A 17,178-nucleotide genomic window follows, 5' to 3' on the forward strand; every position below is an offset into this window, starting at 1 on the left:
AGGGCGCCTTGTCGGCGCCCTTTGGCTTGATCGATCTTGCTGAAGCCTGCTGGCTTGGGCTGGCTATCAACCGGTGTTGCGCATCCCTGCGGCAATACCGGCGATGGTGACCATCAGCGCCTTGTCCAGCTCGGGGTGCAGGGTCTCCGGGTGGTTGCGGGAGCGGTTGAGCAGCTCGGCCTGCAACACGTTGAGCGGGTCGGTGTAGGGGTTGCGCAGCTTGATGGACTCCTTGATCCACGGCTGATCCTCCAGCAGATCACCGCGCGGGCTCAGTTTCAGCACTACTTCGATGGATTCGGCGAGCTCCTGACGCAGCTGTTTGCCAAGGCCCCACAGCTCCTGCGGCACCAGACGGGTGTCGTAGTACTCGGCGAGCCAGACGTCCGCCTTGAGGAACACCATCTCCAGCATTTCGAGGCGAGTGCGGAAGAAGGGCCACTGGGCGCTCATCTCTTCCAGCACCGCCAGCTTGCCGCCGTCGATGGCCTGTTGCAGCGCCTTGTGGGCACCGAGCCAGGCCGGCAGCATCAGGCGGTTCTGGGTCCAGGCGAAGATCCACGGAATGGCGCGCAGGCTCTCGACGCCGCCGTTGGGCTTGCGCTTGGAGGGACGGGAGCCGAGCGGCAGCTTGCCGAGCTCCATCTCCGGGGTGGCGGCACGGAAGTAAGGGACGAAGTCCGGATGACCGCGCACAATACTGCGGTAATGCTCGCAGGAGTCATCGGCCAACTGTTCCATCACCTCACGCCAGCACTCTTTCGGCTTGGGCGGCGGCAGCAGGTTCCCTTCCAGCACGGCACTGGTGTAGAGCTCCAGACTCTTGATCGCCACTTTCGGCAGACCGAACTTGAAGCGGATCATCTCCCCCTGTTCGGTGGTACGCAGACCGCCGCGCAGGGATCCCGGCGGCTGGGAGAGGATGGCCTGATGGGCAGGCGCACCACCACGACCGACGGTACCGCCACGGCCATGGAACAGGGTGAGGCGGATATTGTTGGCTTCGGCCAGCCCCACCAGGGATTCCATGGCGGCGTACTGGGCCCAGCCAGCGGCCATCATGCCCGCATCCTTGGCAGAGTCGGAGTAACCGATCATCACGTACTGGCGGCCCTGAATGTAACCGCGATACCAGTCCACCGAGAGCAGACGCTCCATCACGGCGGTGCCTGCCATCAGGTCGTCCTGGGTTTCAAACAGCGGGGCGACCGGCATGCGGAACGTGCAGCCCGCCTCCTTGAGCAGCAGTTGCACCGACAGCACATCGGACGGCGCACCGGCCATGGAGATGATGTAGATGCCGAACGCATCGGGGTCGTGCCGGGCGATGACCTGACAGGTATCCAGCGTCTCGCGCACCTCGGCGCTCGGCTCCCAGTCGTGGGGAATGAGCGGGCGGCGGGAGCTTAACTCAGTGAGCAGGAAGGCCTGCTTGTCATCTTCGCTCCACTCGGCGTAGTCACCCAGACCCAGATAGCGGGTCAGCTCGGAGAAGACCAGCCCGTGGCGCTCGCCATCCTGACGGATATCGAGCTTGACCAGATGGATGCCGAAACAGGCAACCTTGCGCAGCACGTCCAGCAGCATGCCATCGGCGATGTTGCCCATGCCGCAGGCGTGCAATGAGTGGTAGCAGAGCTCCAGCGGTTCGCGCAGCTGGGCGGTGGTGGTGATCAGGTCGCGGCTCTCGCTCACCTGCCCCTGCACCTTGGCGGTGAGGTGCTCCTTGGTTTCACGCAGCGCTTCGCGCAGCTCGCGCACCAGCGCACGGTAGGGCTCGGGGTGATCGCCAACGCGGGCGCGCACGGCGTCGGTGCAGTCTGACATGGAGAGCTCGGAGGTGAGCTCCTTGATGTCTTTGTAGAACAGGCTCACCGCCATCCAGCGGCCCAGCTCCAGCACTTCGGCAGTCACCTTGGCGGTGACGAAGGGGTTGCCGTCGCGGTCACCGCCCATCCAGGAGGTGAACTTGACCGGCGCGGCATCCAGCGGCAGCCGCACACCCAGATGGTGTTGCAGACGCTCGTCCAGATTGCGCATGAATTCGGGAATGGCTGGCCACAGGCTGTTCTCCACCACAGCGAAGCCCCACTTGGCCTCGTCAACCGGAGTCGGGCGCTGTTCGCGGATCTCGTTGGTGTGCCACGCCTGATTGATGAGCTGCTCGATGCGATTGAGAATTTTGTCCCGCTCACGGGGCAGCAGGTCGGAGAGCTCCAGCGCTTCGAGGCAGTCGTTGAGCTGCACGTGCTTGTGGATCAGGGTGCGACGGGTCACCTCGGTCGGGTGAGCGGTCAGCACCAGATCGATATCCAGCTCGCGCACGGCCTGAATGATGGCCTCTTGCGACAGGTTGGAGGCTTTCAGTTTGTCGAACATCTGCTCCAGCGGATCCGGGGTGCAGACCTGCTCTTCACAGCGACGGGAGATGGTGTGGAACTGTTCCGCCACGTTGGCCAGATTGAGGAACTGGCTGAAGGCGCGGGCCACCGGCAGCAGTTCGTCATCACTCAGGGTGCGCAGGGTATCGAGCAGACGTTCCCGGTCTGATTCATTGCCCTTGCGGGAGGACTTGGCCAATTGGCGAATGGTTTCGATCTTGTCGAGAAAGGCCTGACCCTGATGATCCTTGATGGATTTACCCAGCAGCTGACCCAGCATGCCTACGTTGGCGCGTAGTGCGGCGTACTTTTCGTTCATTCCACATCCTTATCTTGTTGGTGCCTGACACCCATCCGGGGTGCAAGACGACCTCACTTATTGTTGTGCGATTACAACATATGCTCCGTCATCTTAGGGTGACAATCTACCCAGATTGTCTGCGCAAGGTCAAATAACAGGCCGATTCAGAACATGTATTTCCATCACCACTCCACAACCGGCTTGTTATGTAACTTACTTACAGTTTTACGCCCCTTTCATCGCCGCCGCTACAGGCAAAAACGTCTGATCAAGTGCTGCAACACCGAGGTGGTCGGCTTGACGAACGAGAGGTCGAGATACTCGTCAGGCTGATGCGCCTGGGTGATATGACCGGGGCCCAGCACTATGGTCTCGCAGCCAAGCTGCTGGATAAACGGCGCCTCGGTGCAGTAGTTGACCGACTCGGCGGCGCGGCCGCTCGCCTTCTCAGCCTCCCGCACCAGCACAGAGTCGTCGGCACAGGCGTAAGCAGGAATAGGCTCATGCAGATGTTGCAGATGCAGGCAGCCGGGTTGGTGAATTTCGATGGGCGACAGCGCCTCTTTGAGCATGCCCATCAGCTCATCCGGTCCCACCTGCGGAGTGGGTCGCAGATCGATATGCAGCTCGCAGCAGCCGCAGATGCGGTTCGGGCTGTCGCCCCCCTGAATGTAACCAAGGTTCAGGGTCGGCTGTGGCACGGCAAAGCGGTGGTCAGCGTAGCGATCTTTCAGATCCTGCTGCAAGCGCAGCGCCTGCCCCATCGCCTTGTGCATGATCTCCATGGCGTTGACGCCGTTGGCGGGATCCGAGCTGTGACCGCTCTTGCCGGTAATGCGGATCGCCTCCGACATATGCCCCTTGTGGGCCACCACCGGCACCAGTCCGGTCGGCTCGCCAATCACGGCGTAGTCGGGTTTCAGCTCGGCCGCCGCGGCAATGGCGCGAGCCCCCGCCATGGTGGTCTCTTCGTCGGCAGTCGCGAGAATGCGCAGCGGCTTGCTGAGCGTCTTGAGGTCAATCTCTTTCAGTGCCTCGACGATAAAGGCGAAGAAGCCCTTCATATCGATGGTGCCGAGGCCATAGAGGCGGTTGCCCTCTTCGGTCACCTTGAAGGGATCCTTGCTCCAGCCCCCCTCATCGAACGGCACCGTATCGGTGTGGCCCGCCAGCAGCAGACCGCCCTCCCCCTGACCGATCGTCGCCACCAGATTGAACTTGCCGGGCAGCTCCGGCAGCGCCGTTACCTCGCATTGAAAGCCGAGCTGGGTAAACCAGTCGGCCAGCAGCCGGATCACCGCCTCGTTACTCTGGTCCCACTTGGTATCCGTGCTACTGATAGAGGGAATCGCAATAATATTCTTATAGAGTGAAAAAAAATCCAGATTGGCCATCAGCTGCTCCTTGCGTCCCCGGAATGTTTCTGTTAGAAAATACAAATGCAAAGTGAGTGCATGAATATTCTGTAATTTTACCTGAATATCTGGCTCATCAACAAAGGCTTCTAGTTGTAAGGGAAAGTTAATGTTCTGTCACCTGATCTATAACCGACGACACACCCCCGCCTGAATTGCCCCTCCGCACTCGTGCAAAGGGGCGATCGAACCCCCTTGTGCACTGCAGCGTCATGCTGTGAATCTCGAACTCTGACTTGGAATATTCAACATGCTTAACACCGTTATCGTCGGTGCCAGTGGCTACGCGGGAGCCGAACTGGCCGCACTGGTACAGAACCATCCACAACTCAAACTGTTCGGCCTCTATGTCTCCGCCGGCAGTCAGGATGCCCACAAGCGGTTCTCTTCCCTGCATCCCCAGTGGGTCGGTGCCCTCGATCAGCCGCTGCTGCCGCTGGACGACGACGGCATGACCCGGATCCTGACCCAGGCCGATCTGGTACTGCTGGCCACCGCCCACGAGGTGAGCGCCGAGCTGGCACCCAAGTTTCTCGCCAAGGGTCTGCCGGTGTTTGATCTCTCCGGCGCCTTCCGGGTCAAGGATCAGGGCTTTTACGACAGCTTCTACGGCTTCACCCACGACAGCGAACAGTGGCTGGATCAGGCCGTCTATGGTCTGGCGGAGTGGAACAGCGATGCCATTGCCACCGCCCAGCTGATTGCGGTGCCCGGCTGCTACCCGACCGCCTCCCTCTGCGCTCTCAAGCCGCTGCAGCAGGATGGTCTGATTGCCAAGGGGTGGCAGCCGATCATCAACGCCGTCTCCGGGGTTTCCGGCGCCGGTCGCAAGGCGGCCATCAACACCAGCTTCTGCGAAGTGAGCCTCAACCCCTACGGCACCTTCAATCACAGACACCAGCCGGAGATCAGCCACCACCTCGGCAAGGAGGTGCTGTTCCAGCCCCACCTTGGCAACTATGTGCGCGGCATCCTGGCCACCATCTATGTGCAACTGGCTGACGGCGTGACCCCTACCCAGGTGGATCAGGCCTTCCTCAAGGCCTACGAAGGCAAGCCGCTGGTGCGCCTCACCGGCCAGATGCCCTCCATCCGTGGCGTAGCGGGCACCCCTTACTGCGACATCGCCTGGCAACAGCAGGGCAACATGCTGGTGGTGGTCTCGGCCATCGACAACCTGCTCAAGGGCGCCGCCTCGCAAGCGATGCAGTGCATAAATATCAAATTTGGTTTTGAACCGGCCACCGGCCTGATTTAAGGAAGGATTGAGAGATATGGACAAGCAAACTCTGGTAATCAAGCTGGGCGGCGCCCTTATCGAGAACGACGAGGCGCTGACCGCCCTGTTCGCCACCCTCAAAACCTTTCTCGACGATCAGCACCGTCCGCTGGTGCTGGTACACGGCGGTGGCTGTCTGGTGGATGACCTGCTCAAGGGGCTGGGTCTTACCTCCACCAAGAAGAGTGGCCTGCGGGTGACCCCGTTCGAGCAGATCCCCTTTATTGCCGGGGCGCTGGCGGGTACGGCCAACAAGCAGATGATGGCCAAGGCAATCGCCACCGGCATTCCGGCGGTGGGGCTTTGTCTGGCGGATGGCGGCCTGTGTCAGGTGACCCAGCTCGACCCGGATCTCGGTGCCGTCGGCGAGTGCAAGCCAGGCAACCCGGCGCTGGTGGCGGGGATCCTCGGTCAGGGCTTCCTGCCAGTGGTGAGCTCCATCGGCATCACCGCCGAGGGGCAGCTGATGAACGTCAATGCGGATCAGGCGGCCACCGCCATTGCCGAGGCGCTCGGTGCCGATCTGGTAATGCTCTCCGATGTGAGCGGCATCCTGGATGGCAAGGGCAAGCTGGTGCCACAGCTCGACAAGCTGACCGCACTAGATCTGATGGAGAAAGGGGTTATCCGCGATGGTATGGCGGTCAAGGTAGAAGCGGCCCTGCACGCTGCCGAGACCCTCGGCAAGCCGGTCTGTGTCGCCAGCTGGCGTTACCCGGATCAGCTGCTCAAGCTGCTGGCTGGCGGCGCGGTCGGCACTCTGGTCAAGATTGCCGATGGCAATCAGGTAGCCCTCTAATCCTCACCGGAACAAGGAATATCCGATGCAACATCTTCTGAAAGACAGTGATCTGAACAAAGCCCAGATTGAAGCGCTGATTGCGCTGGGCAAAGCGGTCAAGGCCGACCCGAAGAAGTACAGCCAGGCGCTGGCCGGCAAGAGCGTGGTCACCCTGTTCGAGAAGCCCTCCCTGCGTACCCGGGTCACCTTCGACATCGGTATCGCGAAACTGGGCGGCCACAGCGTCTATCTGGATCAGCAGAACGGCGCGCTGGGCAAGCGGGAGTCGGTGAAGGATTTCGCCGCCAACCTGTCACGCTGGTGTGATGCCATCGTCGCCCGGGTGTTCGATCACCAGACCCTGGTCGAGCTGGCAGAGCACGGCTCTGTGCCGGTAGTGAACAGCCTGTGCAACCTCTACCACCCCTGTCAGGGGCTGGCCGACTTTATGACCATTGCCGAGCACTACGACGACCTGTCGAAGGTAAAACTCGCCTACCTCGGTGATGGCAACAACGTCAGCCACTCTCTGCTGCTGCTGGGGGCCACTCTGGGCACCGATGTCACCCTCATCTGCCCGAAAGGCCACGGCCCGGATACCCAGATCTTCCTGCAGGCGCAGGCACTGGCGGCCAAGTCGGGGGCGACCATCCACATCAGCGATGACGTGGCGGATATCGAAGGGTTTGACGTGGCCTACACAGATACCTGGGTCTCCATGGGCGACAACACCCCGATGGAGCAAGTCACCGAGCTCTTTATGCCTTACCAAATCAACCAGGCCCTGCTCGACCGGACCGGCATCCAGCACGTGCTGCACTGCCAACCGGCGCACCGGGAGCTGGAGATCACCTCGCAGGTGATGGATGGCCCTGCCTCCCTCATCATGGACGAGGCCGAAAACCGGATGCATATCCAGAATGCCGTGTTGCTGACCCTGTTTGGGCATAAATAGTCAGGGCAACAAGTAACGCGGCAATCAACCTGAATCACGACCCTTTTATTGAATCATCATCGAATCATCACGGAGAGAAGTAAAATGAGCGGAATCAACAAGATCGTACTGGCTTACTCGGGTGGACTGGATACCTCGGCCATCATTCCCTGGCTGAAAGAGCACTATGACGCCGAAATCATCGCCTTCGTGGCCGACGTGGGTCAGGAGCGTGACGATCTGGAAGGGATCGAGCAAAAAGCCATCGCCTCCGGCGCCACCAAGTGCATCATCAAGGATCTGCGCGAAGAGTTCGTCAAAGAGTACGTCTACCCGACCCTGAAGACCGGCGCCGTCTATGAGGGCACCTATCTGCTGGGCACCTCCATGGCCCGCCCGATCATCGCCAAGGCGATGGTCGAAGCGGCACTGGCGGAAGGGGCCGATGCCATCTCCCACGGCTGTACCGGCAAGGGCAACGATCAGGTGCGTTTCGAAGGTGCGGTCGCCGCACTGGCGCCCCAGCTGAAAGTGATCGCCCCGTGGCGGATCTGGGACATGCGCTCCCGGGAAGATCTGCTGACCTATCTGGAGACCCGCGGCATCCCCTGCAAGGCGACCCTGAAGAAGATCTACAGCCGCGACGCCAACGCCTGGCACATCTCCACCGAGGGTGGCGAGCTGGAGAGCACCTGGAACGAGCCGTCCGAAGCGGTCTGGCAGTGGACCGTATCGGCCGAGCAGGCCCCGGATCAGCCGGAGTACGTCAAGCTGACCGTGGCCAAAGGCGAAGTAGTGGCCGTTGACGACCAGCCACTCAGCCCGCACCAGATCCTGATGACCCTGAACGAGCGTGCCGGCAAGCACGGCGTGGGCCGCATTGACATCACCGAAAACCGGATGGTGGGGATGAAGTCCCGCGGCTGCTACGAAACCCCGGGCGGAACCGTGATGGTCGCAGCGCTGCGCGCCGTGGAAGAGCTGGTACTGGATCGCCCGACCCGCGCCTGGCGGGAAAAGCTGGGAGCCGAATTCTCCCATCTGGTCTATGACGGTCGCTGGTTCACCCCGCTGTGCAAGGCGATCCTCGCCTCTGCCAACGCCATCGCCGAAGATCTCGACGGTGAAGTGGTGCTGAAGATGTACAAGGGTCAGGTCACTGCGGTGCAGAAGAAGTCACCGAACAGCCTCTACTCCGAAGACTTTGCCACCTTCGGCGCCGACGAAGTGTATGACCAGAGCCATGCCGAAGGCTTTATCCGCCTCTACACCCTGGCCAGCCGGATCCGCGCCATGAAAGAGCAGCATCAGGCTATCGGTGGCGACCACACCCACGGCTAAGAAAGCGCGATAACCCGTTGATTCCGTTGAGGGGGCATGGCCCCCTCTTCTATAGGCCGAGGGCATAGCCCCTGACCCATCATCGGCGGGTGTGACAAGAGCGGCAGCGCCCCGGCCGCTTCTGTGAGATAACAGACTCGCAGAAAAACAGGGCACGATTTCAAGCTCGGTGGCCAGGGCGCCGCCGACAACGCATTCAAGGAGAGCAGTATGGCACTTTGGGGTGGACGCTTCAGTCAGGGAGCCGATAGCCGGTTCAAGCAGTTCAACGATTCGCTGCGGTTCGATTACCGGCTGGCGGAGCAGGATATTCAGGGCTCCATGGCCTGGGCCAAAGCGCTGGTCAAGGTGGGCGTGTTGACCGCCGATGAGCAGGGCAAACTGCAACAGGCGATGGAGGTGCTGCTCGCCTCGGTGCAGCAGGATCCCCAGCAGATCCTGAGTTCGGATGCCGAAGATATCCACTCCTGGGTCGAGAGCCAGCTGATTGCCGCAGTCGGCGATCTCGGCAAGAAGCTACACACCGGCCGCTCGCGCAACGATCAGGTCGCCACCGACCTGAAACTCTGGTGCAAGGCGCAGGGGGAGCTGCTGCTCGGCTCCATCACCGCCCTGCAGCAGGGGCTGGTGGCCTCCGCCCGCGCCAATCAGGCCGCGGTGCTGCCGGGTTACACCCACCTGCAGCGGGCCCAGCCGGTCACCTTCGCCCACTGGGCGCTGGCCTATGTGGAGATGCTGGAGCGGGACTACTCCCGACTGCAGGATGCCCTCAAGCGGCTCGACACCAGCCCGCTCGGCTGCGGCGCGCTGGCGGGCACCGCCTACGCCATCGACCGCGAAGCGCTGGCGCTCGACATGGGCTTTGGTGGCGCCACCCGCAACAGTCTGGATTCGGTCTCCGATCGGGATCACGTGGTGGAGCTGATGCACGTGGCGTCCCTCTCCATGACCCACCTGTCGCGCTTTGCCGAAGACCTTATCTTCTACAACACCGGCGAGGCGGGCTTTGTCGAGCTCTCCGACGCGGTGACCTCAGGCTCCTCCCTGATGCCGCAGAAGAAAAACCCGGATGCGCTGGAGCTGATCCGTGGCAAGACCGGCCGGGTGGTCGGCGCCCAGATGGGCATGCTGATGAGCCTCAAGGCGCTGCCGCTGGCCTACAACAAGGACATGCAGGAAGACAAGGAAGGGCTGTTCGATGCCCTCGACACCTGGCACGACTGCCTCGATATGGCGGCGCTGGTGCTGATCGATCTGAAAGTGAACGGCGAGCGCACCATGGTGGCCGCGCAGGGCGGCTACGCCAACGCCACCGAGCTGGCGGACTATCTGGTAGCCAAAGGAATACCGTTCCGTGAAGCGCACCATATCGTCGGCGAAACCGTGGTATTCGCCATCAGCGTGGGTCGCCCGCTGGAGGAGCTCTCCATCGGCGAATTCCAACGCTTCAGCCCGGTGATCGAGTTCGACGTCTACCCCAATCTGGAGCTGGAAGCGACCCTCGCCAAGCGAGTCGCCAAAGGCGGTGTCGCCCGCGAACAGGTAGAGGCAGCCCTCACCGCCGCCGAAACCTGGCTGGCAAAACGCAGCTAATCACCGTTAACGCAGAGAGAGGGCATCAGCCCTCTTTTTTTTGCGCCAGAAACGGCTTGTCCCGCTGACTGGATGCCTGTAGTTGTTGAATGGATGTCAGCGCTCGATAGAAGGAATCTGCATGTATCTGCCACCTCATTTCGCCACCGATGACCCCGAGGCCCTGCATCAACTGATGCAAGCACATCCGCTAGGTGCTCTGATCACCCACGGCTCACAGGGGCTGGATGCCAACCATCTGCCATTCGAGTTTGCTAAGGAAACCGGAGGGCAGGGAGTCTTGCGTGCCCATGTCGCACGCAACAATCCGCTCTGGCAAGAGGCCAAGGATGGGGACGAAGTACTGGTGATCTTCAAGGCTGCAGATGCCTATATCTCCCCTAGCTGGTATCCGAGCAAGCATGATCATCACAAGCAGGTGCCGACCTGGAACTACAGCGTGGTGCATGCTCACGGCCGCATCAGCATTCGTGATGATGCTCGTTTTATCCGCCGTTTACTGGCCAATCTGACCCGAACCCATGAAGCCGGGGAACCCTCGCCATGGAAGATGGCGGATGCGCCGAGAGAATATATGGAAACCATGGTGCAGGCCGTTGTCGGCATTGAAATCGAGATAGAGCGGCTGGTTGGCAAATTCAAACTGGGCCAGAACAAGGATGAAGCGGATCGCCAAGGTGCAGCTCACGCCTTGCACGCTAGAGGGCTGGTAGAAGTAGCCTGCGATATGGAGAACCCGCCATCACCTCGCCCATAACGTGTTAAACCACAAACAGAAACGGCAACCCGAGGTTGCGTTTTTTATTGCTCACCGCCGTTCAGGCGCTGGCATTGAGCAGTTTGCCAACCCCCTCCCCCTTGCCATTGGGCAGAGTCTGTTTAAAGGCGCCGAGCAGCTGATCGAGATTGAGGTCGCTGGCACCAAGGGTACCCTTAAGGGTATCAAGTTCACTTTGCAGCGCATCGAGGCGGGTACTCTGGGTACCGCTCGCCAGCTGGTTGCGGGCGCTATCGATGGCGGCAGGGAGGGATTGGCCGCCATTCTCCTGCCCCAGAGTCTGCATCAGCTCACCCATAAAGTGGTTGATGGCAGCGCGGTTATGCTCGCTATTGGCATCCTTGACTCCCAGCCGCTGGAACAGGCTCTGGACGGTCGGCGGCAGGCGCTCCTCCTGCACGGTTTGTTGCACAGGCTCAGGTTTGCTACTGCTGCCGAGCAGCTGACTGCCCAGCTTGAGGGCGATAGAGGCAAGGGGAAGCAGGGTACTGATCATGATATCTCTCCGCGACGGCAGCCCTTGGTGGTGATGTGAGAAGGAGTGCATAAGCGGGGCCAGAACGATGAAAAAAACACCAACAATAGCCAACTCATTGAGCCGTCGAGCGATTTGAATAGCTGCCTCGTGCCTGGGCATGACCATTGCGAGTATCAGGAGAGAGCCGGGCGGCCAGCGGCTGCCGCTGCTGATCAGCGCGGCAAAGGGGCATTGCCGGAGCAAACCGGAAGCGGCGGAATTTCCTTATGCTCCACGCCAGCCATCCCCGCGAGCGCACCTTTTTTCATTCATGAAACTTATAACCATTAAGAACATGTAAATTTTCTTATTTAACATGTTCGCGCATGATGGCTCTCAAACCGGATTTGCCGTTGCCGCGATGCTGTCCGGCAACCGCGCCCCCTCGCCTCTTTCGATTCTGGAGTCGTTATGTCACTGATTACCCCCCATATCTCCCCCGAAGTCAGCCAACTGGCCCCCGGCTTTCGCGCCCTGAGCATCACGGTACAGGCCGCCACCGTGGTTGACCCGAACGTGGGGGCACGCTCCCTTGATGAAGCCTGCACCGCCATGCTGACCGCCGATGTGCCGTGGGCAGAGGCGCACCTCGCCGCCTGGGGCGATCTGTTCAGAAAGTTCGGCGCCAAGTCGCAGCGGACTACCTGCTCCGCCGAGGCCCTGAGAAAACGGGTCGCCCGCGATGGCAACCTGCCAACCATCGATCCCGTGGTCGATCTCTACAATGCCATCAGCATCCGCTACGCCATTCCGGTCGGTGGCGAGAACCTGCTCGCCTATGAGGGGCTGCCGCGACTGGTAGTAGCCGATGGCAGCGAGCAGTTCGATACCATGAAAGGGGGCGAACCCGCCCACGAATCTCCGGAACCCGGCGAGGTGGTCTGGCGGGATGGCAAGGGGGTCACCTGTCGGCGCTGGAACTGGCGGCAGGGGGTGCGTACCCGACTAAGTGCCGATTCGGGTCAGATGTGGTTCATTCTGGAGAGCCTGCCCGAGATGCCGCTGGCCGCCTTGCAAGAGGCTGGAGATAAGCTGATTGCAGGACTGCGGGAGATGATGCCGGAAGCGGTGATCGCGCAGAGCCTTATCGGCCATATCGAATAAACCGGAGAGCAGACGCGTTTCGTCAGCAGATACAGAGAGGGGCGCCGCAGCGCCCCTCTCTTTCATCCTGTCAGGCCAGCAGCATGGCCAAATGCCGCTTTGGGGGCATTCATACCCGAATACCGATCCCCTTCAGCCACTTGCGCAGCCGCCCGTTGGCGTTGAGATAGGGGGAGGCGCTATTGAACTGGATCATCCACCCCAACGTCCACGTCTCATACCAGAGGCTGCCATACAGTTGGTTATCGCTGCGCGCCTCAACCAGTTCGATGATGCGCCCTCTGGCGGCCGCCAACCGCTGCAACAATGCCTGATAGCTGAGCCCTTCGTAATCCCGATAGAAGGTTTTAGCCAGCCTGCCCAGCTCGTTCCACTTAAAACCGGTCTCGGGAAAATCAACCGGAAGACCCGCCTCATCCCGCTCGATCCACTTGATCACCAGTTCGTTCCAGCCAATAAGGTAGGCCAGCAGATTGGCGACGCTCATGGTGGTTCCCTTGCTGTGCCCTGCCAGGGTCTGCTCCCGCACCCGGCTCTCGGGGACGGCCTGCAACGCCTTGAACAGCTTGCCGAAATTGGTATCGATCGCGAGCAGCAGATCGGCCTTGTTTTGCGGGATCCCCATTTATCTCCCCCTTTCAGGTTTGCTTGCGGCTCAGCCGAGGCGATTGCCGCAACCAAGGCAGCGCGCTACGCTAGCCCTCTTCCATCCTGTGCAGCTCATCCAGTGCAGGCCAACCATCACGGCAAGATCGGCAATGAATCAACTAATCAGCTATATCAGGGCCATTCATCGACAGGCGAGCCCCGTCACCCTCATTCGCCAAGAGAGTGAACACTATAGCGAGCATGATGAGAGCGGCACTGTGATCCGGCACCAGATAACGACCAGCTGGTTTGCCAATGGGGTCGTCATCCGCCAGCAAACCGAGCAGGACGACGCACCATCGCCGCAGCTTTGCGCCGAGTGCTGGATCAGCTATCGGGTCATCGGCAGTCCCATCCCCATCACTCCGCCCAGCAAACTGTTTCACAACCACTGTCAGGAGCGATTCTGGTTGAAGGTGCAGGGCATCACGCCACAAGGGTGATTGGTATGCCCGTGAACAGAACCGGCAGGGAGAAATGCAAAGAGGCTCCGAAGAGCCTCTTTTTGTATCCGTATCTGAACCCTGCTCAGCCCAGCAGCATATAGAGCTGGTGCGCGGCCACCCCGGCACACAGGCCGCCGATGGTGTGGGCGACGATGGCGCGGGAGGTGAGGTGGCGATAGCCGAGGGCATCGAGCATGGCGGTGTGGGTGCTCAAAAAGCCGCTCCAGCACATCCCCATGGCGGTAAACACCGCGACCTCGTTACCGGTGATCCACCCCTTGGCAATAAAGGGGGGCACCAGCGACATGGCGGCGCCGACCGCACCGAGCGAGGTGGCCGGGAAGGCGACCAGCTCCGGCTGCTTGAAGCCAAACAGCAGGTCAAACAGCCAACTCACCTTGGCGGCCAGCACCGGCAGCAGGGCAACCCCCTGAAACGCTTCGCCGGTATACCCCTTGTCACCCGGGCCGAAGGTCAGCAGCATCACGAAGGTGCTGATGATCAGCACCCCCGGGATCACCGCCATCCCCAGCTCCACGCCGGATTTGCCACCATCAAGCAGGGAGTTGAGGATCCGCAGCCAGACGGGAGCGGCCTCTTTGGTCACCCCGACCTTGGGGCCATTGCCCGCTGGTTGCTCATCGATCAGCACCTCACCCACCAAGGGGCGGATCATCCGCTGCATCAGTCGGGTAGAGACCACCGAGCCGACCAGAGCGCCAAGCAGACCGATCAGCGCCGCGCTGGCGGTGGATTCACCGCTCGGCAGCTGCAGGGTGGCCATAAAAGTGACCACGATCAGCCCCATGCCAAAGGCGGTGCCGAAGTTGGTCAGCGACACCAGCTGCCAGGGGGTAAAGCCTTTGCGAAAGCGGCTGTCCTTGGCGAGGCTGATCACCGCCGGGTTGTCGGAGAAGAAAGTCATCAGCGCCGCCAGCGCGGTGCGACCGGGCAGACGAAACACCGGCTTCATCAGCGGGGCCAGCAGTACCTCCAGCAGACGGATCACCCCGAACTCGCTCAAGAGCTGGCTCAGGGCACCAGAGAGCACCGTGATCCCCATGATAAAGAGCACTGTATTGAGCAGCAGCTGGTGGGCGGTGTTGAACAGGGTATTGACCATGGCCGAGAGGCCCATCTGGCTACCGAGATAACCGAACAGGCTGCCGAGAATAAGCAGCACCAGCACCGGCTCCAGCCAGTCCCGAATGGCGGCAAGTCGCCCCTTTGACTCTATAACTACATGATTTTCCATATCTATCCTGCGGTTCATCTGTGCGTGTGTGGTTGTTTTTATGGTTGTAAACGGGCTGGGCCCAATAGAAAAAAGCCCTTGTCTTGCGACAAGGGCTTTTTGAATTGGCTCCTCCTACTGGACTTGAACCAGTGACATACGGATTAACAGTCCGCCGTTCTACCGACTGAACTAAGGAGGAATTGTACTTCGGAGACCAGATATCGCTATCTCATCAACCTTAATTGGTGCCCAGAGACGGAATCGAACCGCCGACACGGGGATTTTCAATCCCCTGCTCTACCGACTGAGCTATCTGGGCAAATGGTGCCGGCTACCGGAATCGAACTGGTGACCTACTGATTACAAGTCAGTTGCTCTACCTACTGAGCTAAGCCGGCACACTTTAAACCATTGTGCATGAACAGATTTTTTATTTCATGGCACCAAAATTGGTGCCCAGAGACGGAATCGAACCGCCGACACGGGGATTTTCAATCCCCTGCTCTACCGACTGAGCTATCTGGGCGTGGGCGCTATTAAACGGATTTTAAGCCGGATGGTCAACGGGAAATTTCACTTTTTGTCTCGTTCGTCTCTTTTTTGCGCAACATCGCCCATTTCTGCCACTTCATCGGCACAGGCCACGCGTTTTCGCCCCCAGACTCTGGGTTCCTCTCCCTTGAGCAGGCGGGAGATGTTCTCGTGATGGCGGATCAGGATAAGGCAGGAGAGCAGCGAGACTGGCAGGGTGTATTCGGGTTTGAGCAGGTAGGTAAAGAGCGGCGTCAGCAGCACGGTAATGATGGAGGCCAGCGAGGAGTAGCCGCTCACCAGCAGCACCAGCAGCCAGGTGCCAATCACGGCGCCCCCCATGGTGAAGCCGATGGGCATCATAGTCCCCAGAGCGGTGGCGACCCCTTTGCCACCGCGAAAATGAAAGAAGATGGGATACATATGGCCGAGGCAGGCGGCGACCCCGATAAAGCCGAGGTAGACGGGTTTGATCTGCAGATACCAGGCGAGATAGACGGGCACAGTGCCCTTGAGCACATCGAGCAGCAGCACCACCAGCGCCGCCATCCGGCCACCGAGGCGCAGCACATTGGTTGCCCCCGGATTGTGGGAGCCATGATCCCGCGGGTCGGGCAGACCGGTGCAGCGGGAGACCAGCACAGCACTGGATAGTGAACCACCCAGGTAGGCCAGAATAATCATCAAAATCGTCAGGGCCGTCATCTTGGTCGTTTTTACCACGATATGAATGGGGTATGATGCGGGCCACATACGCTGGCATGGGCCCATGCCCACCCAGAGCGCCTCGGCAAGCCTGTTGCCCGGCCAGCATCCCTGCGCTGTCATCACAGCCCATCAAGAGTAAAGAAGAAGTACAGTCATGGACAAGGTGTTTATTCGCGGACTCGAAGTTTTGACCACCATCGGTGTATATGAGTGGGAGAAGGGCATTCGCCAAAAGCTCCGTTTTGACCTCGAGATGGGGTTCGACAACCGCCCCGCGGCAGCAACCGACGACATCAATCTGGCACTGGATTATGCCGACCTCTCCAACAAGATTTGCGAGCATGTCACCGGTAAGGTCGTCGAGCTGGTCGAGACCATGGCCGAGCAGGTTGCCATGCTGGTGCTGACCGATGAGCGGGTGCAGTGGGTCAAGGTGACCCTCACCAAGCCGGGCGCCGTGCCCAATGCCGCCGGGGTCGGCGTAGAGATCCTGCGCCATCGCACGCCTGCCGCGAGCAGCAACTGATGGCCACCCTCTATATCCGTCCGGGCGCCAACCCGATGACAGGGAGCACCGCATGACCCGCATCTATATTAGCCTGGGCTCCAACATCGAGCGGGATCGCCATATTCGTGCCGGACTCGATGCCCTGCATGCCGAGTTTGGCGAGCTGCGGGTCTCTCGGGTATTCGAAAGCGAAGCGGTCGGCTTCAACGGCCGCCCCTTCTACAACCTGGTAGCGGCTGCCGAGACCGACCTGCCGCTGGCCACCGTCTGCCAGCGACTGCGGGCCATGGAGTTCGCCCACGGCCGCGAGCCAGATGCCAAGAAGTTCGCCCCGCGCACCCTGGATCTCGATCTGCTGCTCTATGGCGATCTGGTCTGCGACACCCCGCTGGTGTTGCCGCGCGGTGAAGTGCTCACCAACGCCTTCGTGCTGTGGCCGCTGGCCGAGCTGGCCCCCACCCTGTGCCACCCCATCGATGGTCGCACCATGGGCGAGCTTTGGCAGGCCTATGACAAGGCCTCACAGCAGCTGTGCCCCATTCCCTTTCACTGGGAAGCGTGCGAATTGCAGCATCACTGATCGACAAGGGCGCCTCACGGCGCCCTTGTCGTTTATAGCGGATAAGAGGGCCTGACCCTGCGAGAGTGGCAGGATAGCGCCCACGACAGGAGAACC

The 17,178-nt window shown here is 60.6% G+C and carries 16 protein-coding genes and 4 tRNA genes; 10 read left to right on the forward strand and 10 right to left on the reverse strand.

Annotation, left to right across the window (positions count from 1 at the left end; genetic code table 11):
• Nucleotides 1-66: 66 nt before the first annotated feature.
• Nucleotides 67-2,700: a phosphoenolpyruvate carboxylase gene (ppc, locus tag OKC27_RS18245; RefSeq protein ID WP_270692476.1), complete on the reverse strand. Its 2,634-nt coding sequence runs from the start codon at nt 2,698-2,700 to the stop codon at nt 67-69.
• A gap of 230 nt (nt 2,701-2,930) precedes the next feature.
• Complete coding sequence (argE, locus tag OKC27_RS18250) at nt 2,931-4,076, reverse strand: acetylornithine deacetylase (protein WP_270806553.1); 1,146 nt, start codon at nt 4,074-4,076, stop codon at nt 2,931-2,933.
• Nucleotides 4,077-4,347: 271 nt separating this feature from the next.
• On the opposite strand from argE, the gene argC reads away from it, so the two are divergent.
• The 6 genes from argC to OKC27_RS18280 all read left to right on the forward strand — a co-directional run bounded on the left by argC (nt 4,348) and on the right by OKC27_RS18280 (nt 10,782).
• Nucleotides 4,348-5,355, forward strand: coding sequence for an N-acetyl-gamma-glutamyl-phosphate reductase (gene argC / locus OKC27_RS18255; RefSeq protein ID WP_182938361.1), 1,008 nt, complete (start codon nt 4,348-4,350; stop codon nt 5,353-5,355).
• A gap of 16 nt (nt 5,356-5,371) precedes the next feature.
• A complete protein-coding gene (gene argB / locus OKC27_RS18260; protein WP_182938362.1) occupies nt 5,372-6,175 on the forward strand; it encodes an acetylglutamate kinase in 804 nt (267 codons plus the stop codon).
• Nucleotides 6,176-6,200: 25 nt separating this feature from the next.
• Nucleotides 6,201-7,112 (forward strand): ornithine carbamoyltransferase, encoded by a 912-nt coding sequence (locus OKC27_RS18265; protein WP_058053384.1) that lies wholly within the window; start codon nt 6,201-6,203, stop codon nt 7,110-7,112.
• 84 nt (nt 7,113-7,196) lie between these two features.
• Entirely contained in the window at nt 7,197-8,432 is a 1,236-nt protein-coding gene (locus OKC27_RS18270; protein ID WP_270794764.1) for an argininosuccinate synthase, read from the forward strand.
• Nucleotides 8,433-8,642: 210 nt separating this feature from the next.
• Nucleotides 8,643-10,025 (forward strand): argininosuccinate lyase, encoded by a 1,383-nt coding sequence (gene argH / locus OKC27_RS18275; RefSeq protein ID WP_182938364.1) that lies wholly within the window; start codon nt 8,643-8,645, stop codon nt 10,023-10,025.
• Nucleotides 10,026-10,146: 121 nt separating this feature from the next.
• Nucleotides 10,147-10,782, forward strand: coding sequence for an FMN-binding negative transcriptional regulator (locus tag OKC27_RS18280; RefSeq protein WP_182938365.1), 636 nt, complete (start codon nt 10,147-10,149; stop codon nt 10,780-10,782).
• A 61-nt stretch (nt 10,783-10,843) separates the two neighbouring features.
• On the opposite strand, the gene OKC27_RS18285 is transcribed toward OKC27_RS18280, so the two are convergent.
• Nucleotides 10,844-11,299, reverse strand: a complete 456-nt coding sequence (locus tag OKC27_RS18285; protein WP_182938366.1) for a hypothetical protein — start codon at nt 11,297-11,299, stop codon at nt 10,844-10,846.
• A 432-nt stretch (nt 11,300-11,731) separates the two neighbouring features.
• Between OKC27_RS18285 and OKC27_RS18290 the strand changes: the two genes are divergently transcribed.
• The gene (locus OKC27_RS18290; protein WP_270806554.1) at nt 11,732-12,424 is read left to right on the forward strand and encodes a B3/B4 domain-containing protein; all 693 of its coding nucleotides are present in this window, start codon (nt 11,732-11,734) and stop codon (nt 12,422-12,424) included.
• A gap of 109 nt (nt 12,425-12,533) precedes the next feature.
• Here OKC27_RS18290 and OKC27_RS18295 read toward each other — a convergent pair whose 3' ends face one another.
• Entirely contained in the window at nt 12,534-13,049 is a 516-nt protein-coding gene (locus OKC27_RS18295; protein WP_270806555.1) for a ClbS/DfsB family four-helix bundle protein, read from the reverse strand.
• Between the two features lie 133 nt (nt 13,050-13,182).
• Here OKC27_RS18295 and OKC27_RS18300 point away from each other — a divergent pair, with 133 nt between their 5' ends.
• Nucleotides 13,183-13,515, forward strand: coding sequence for a hypothetical protein (locus OKC27_RS18300; RefSeq protein WP_270806556.1), 333 nt, complete (start codon nt 13,183-13,185; stop codon nt 13,513-13,515).
• Between the two features lie 85 nt (nt 13,516-13,600).
• Here the strand turns inward: OKC27_RS18300 and OKC27_RS18305 are convergent, their stop codons facing one another.
• The 6 genes from OKC27_RS18305 to plsY form a co-directional block, all read right to left on the reverse strand.
• The gene (locus OKC27_RS18305) at nt 13,601-14,773 is read right to left on the reverse strand and encodes a CD0519/CD1768 family membrane protein (protein ID WP_270806557.1); all 1,173 of its coding nucleotides are present in this window, start codon (nt 14,771-14,773) and stop codon (nt 13,601-13,603) included.
• Between the two features lie 105 nt (nt 14,774-14,878).
• A tRNA-Asn gene (locus OKC27_RS18310) sits at nt 14,879-14,954 on the reverse strand.
• Between the two features lie 44 nt (nt 14,955-14,998).
• A tRNA-Phe gene (locus tag OKC27_RS18315) sits at nt 14,999-15,074 on the reverse strand.
• 3 nt (nt 15,075-15,077) lie between these two features.
• Nucleotides 15,078-15,153: transfer RNA gene (locus OKC27_RS18320), tRNA-Thr, on the reverse strand.
• Nucleotides 15,154-15,205: 52 nt separating this feature from the next.
• Nucleotides 15,206-15,281 (reverse strand) — tRNA-Phe (locus OKC27_RS18325).
• Between the two features lie 47 nt (nt 15,282-15,328).
• Nucleotides 15,329-15,991 (reverse strand): glycerol-3-phosphate 1-O-acyltransferase PlsY, encoded by a 663-nt coding sequence (plsY, locus tag OKC27_RS18330; RefSeq protein WP_182938370.1) that lies wholly within the window; start codon nt 15,989-15,991, stop codon nt 15,329-15,331.
• A gap of 157 nt (nt 15,992-16,148) precedes the next feature.
• Here plsY and folB point away from each other — a divergent pair, with 157 nt between their 5' ends.
• A complete protein-coding gene (gene folB, locus OKC27_RS18335; RefSeq protein ID WP_075112913.1) occupies nt 16,149-16,520 on the forward strand; it encodes a dihydroneopterin aldolase in 372 nt (123 codons plus the stop codon).
• 52 nt (nt 16,521-16,572) lie between these two features.
• The gene (gene folK / locus OKC27_RS18340; RefSeq protein WP_182938371.1) at nt 16,573-17,082 is read left to right on the forward strand and encodes a 2-amino-4-hydroxy-6-hydroxymethyldihydropteridine diphosphokinase; all 510 of its coding nucleotides are present in this window, start codon (nt 16,573-16,575) and stop codon (nt 17,080-17,082) included.
• Nucleotides 17,083-17,178: the final 96 nt, after the last annotated feature.

This window comes from Aeromonas sp. QDB62 (genome assembly GCF_027705695.1).
Lineage (GTDB): Bacteria > Pseudomonadota > Gammaproteobacteria > Enterobacterales > Aeromonadaceae > Aeromonas > Aeromonas allosaccharophila.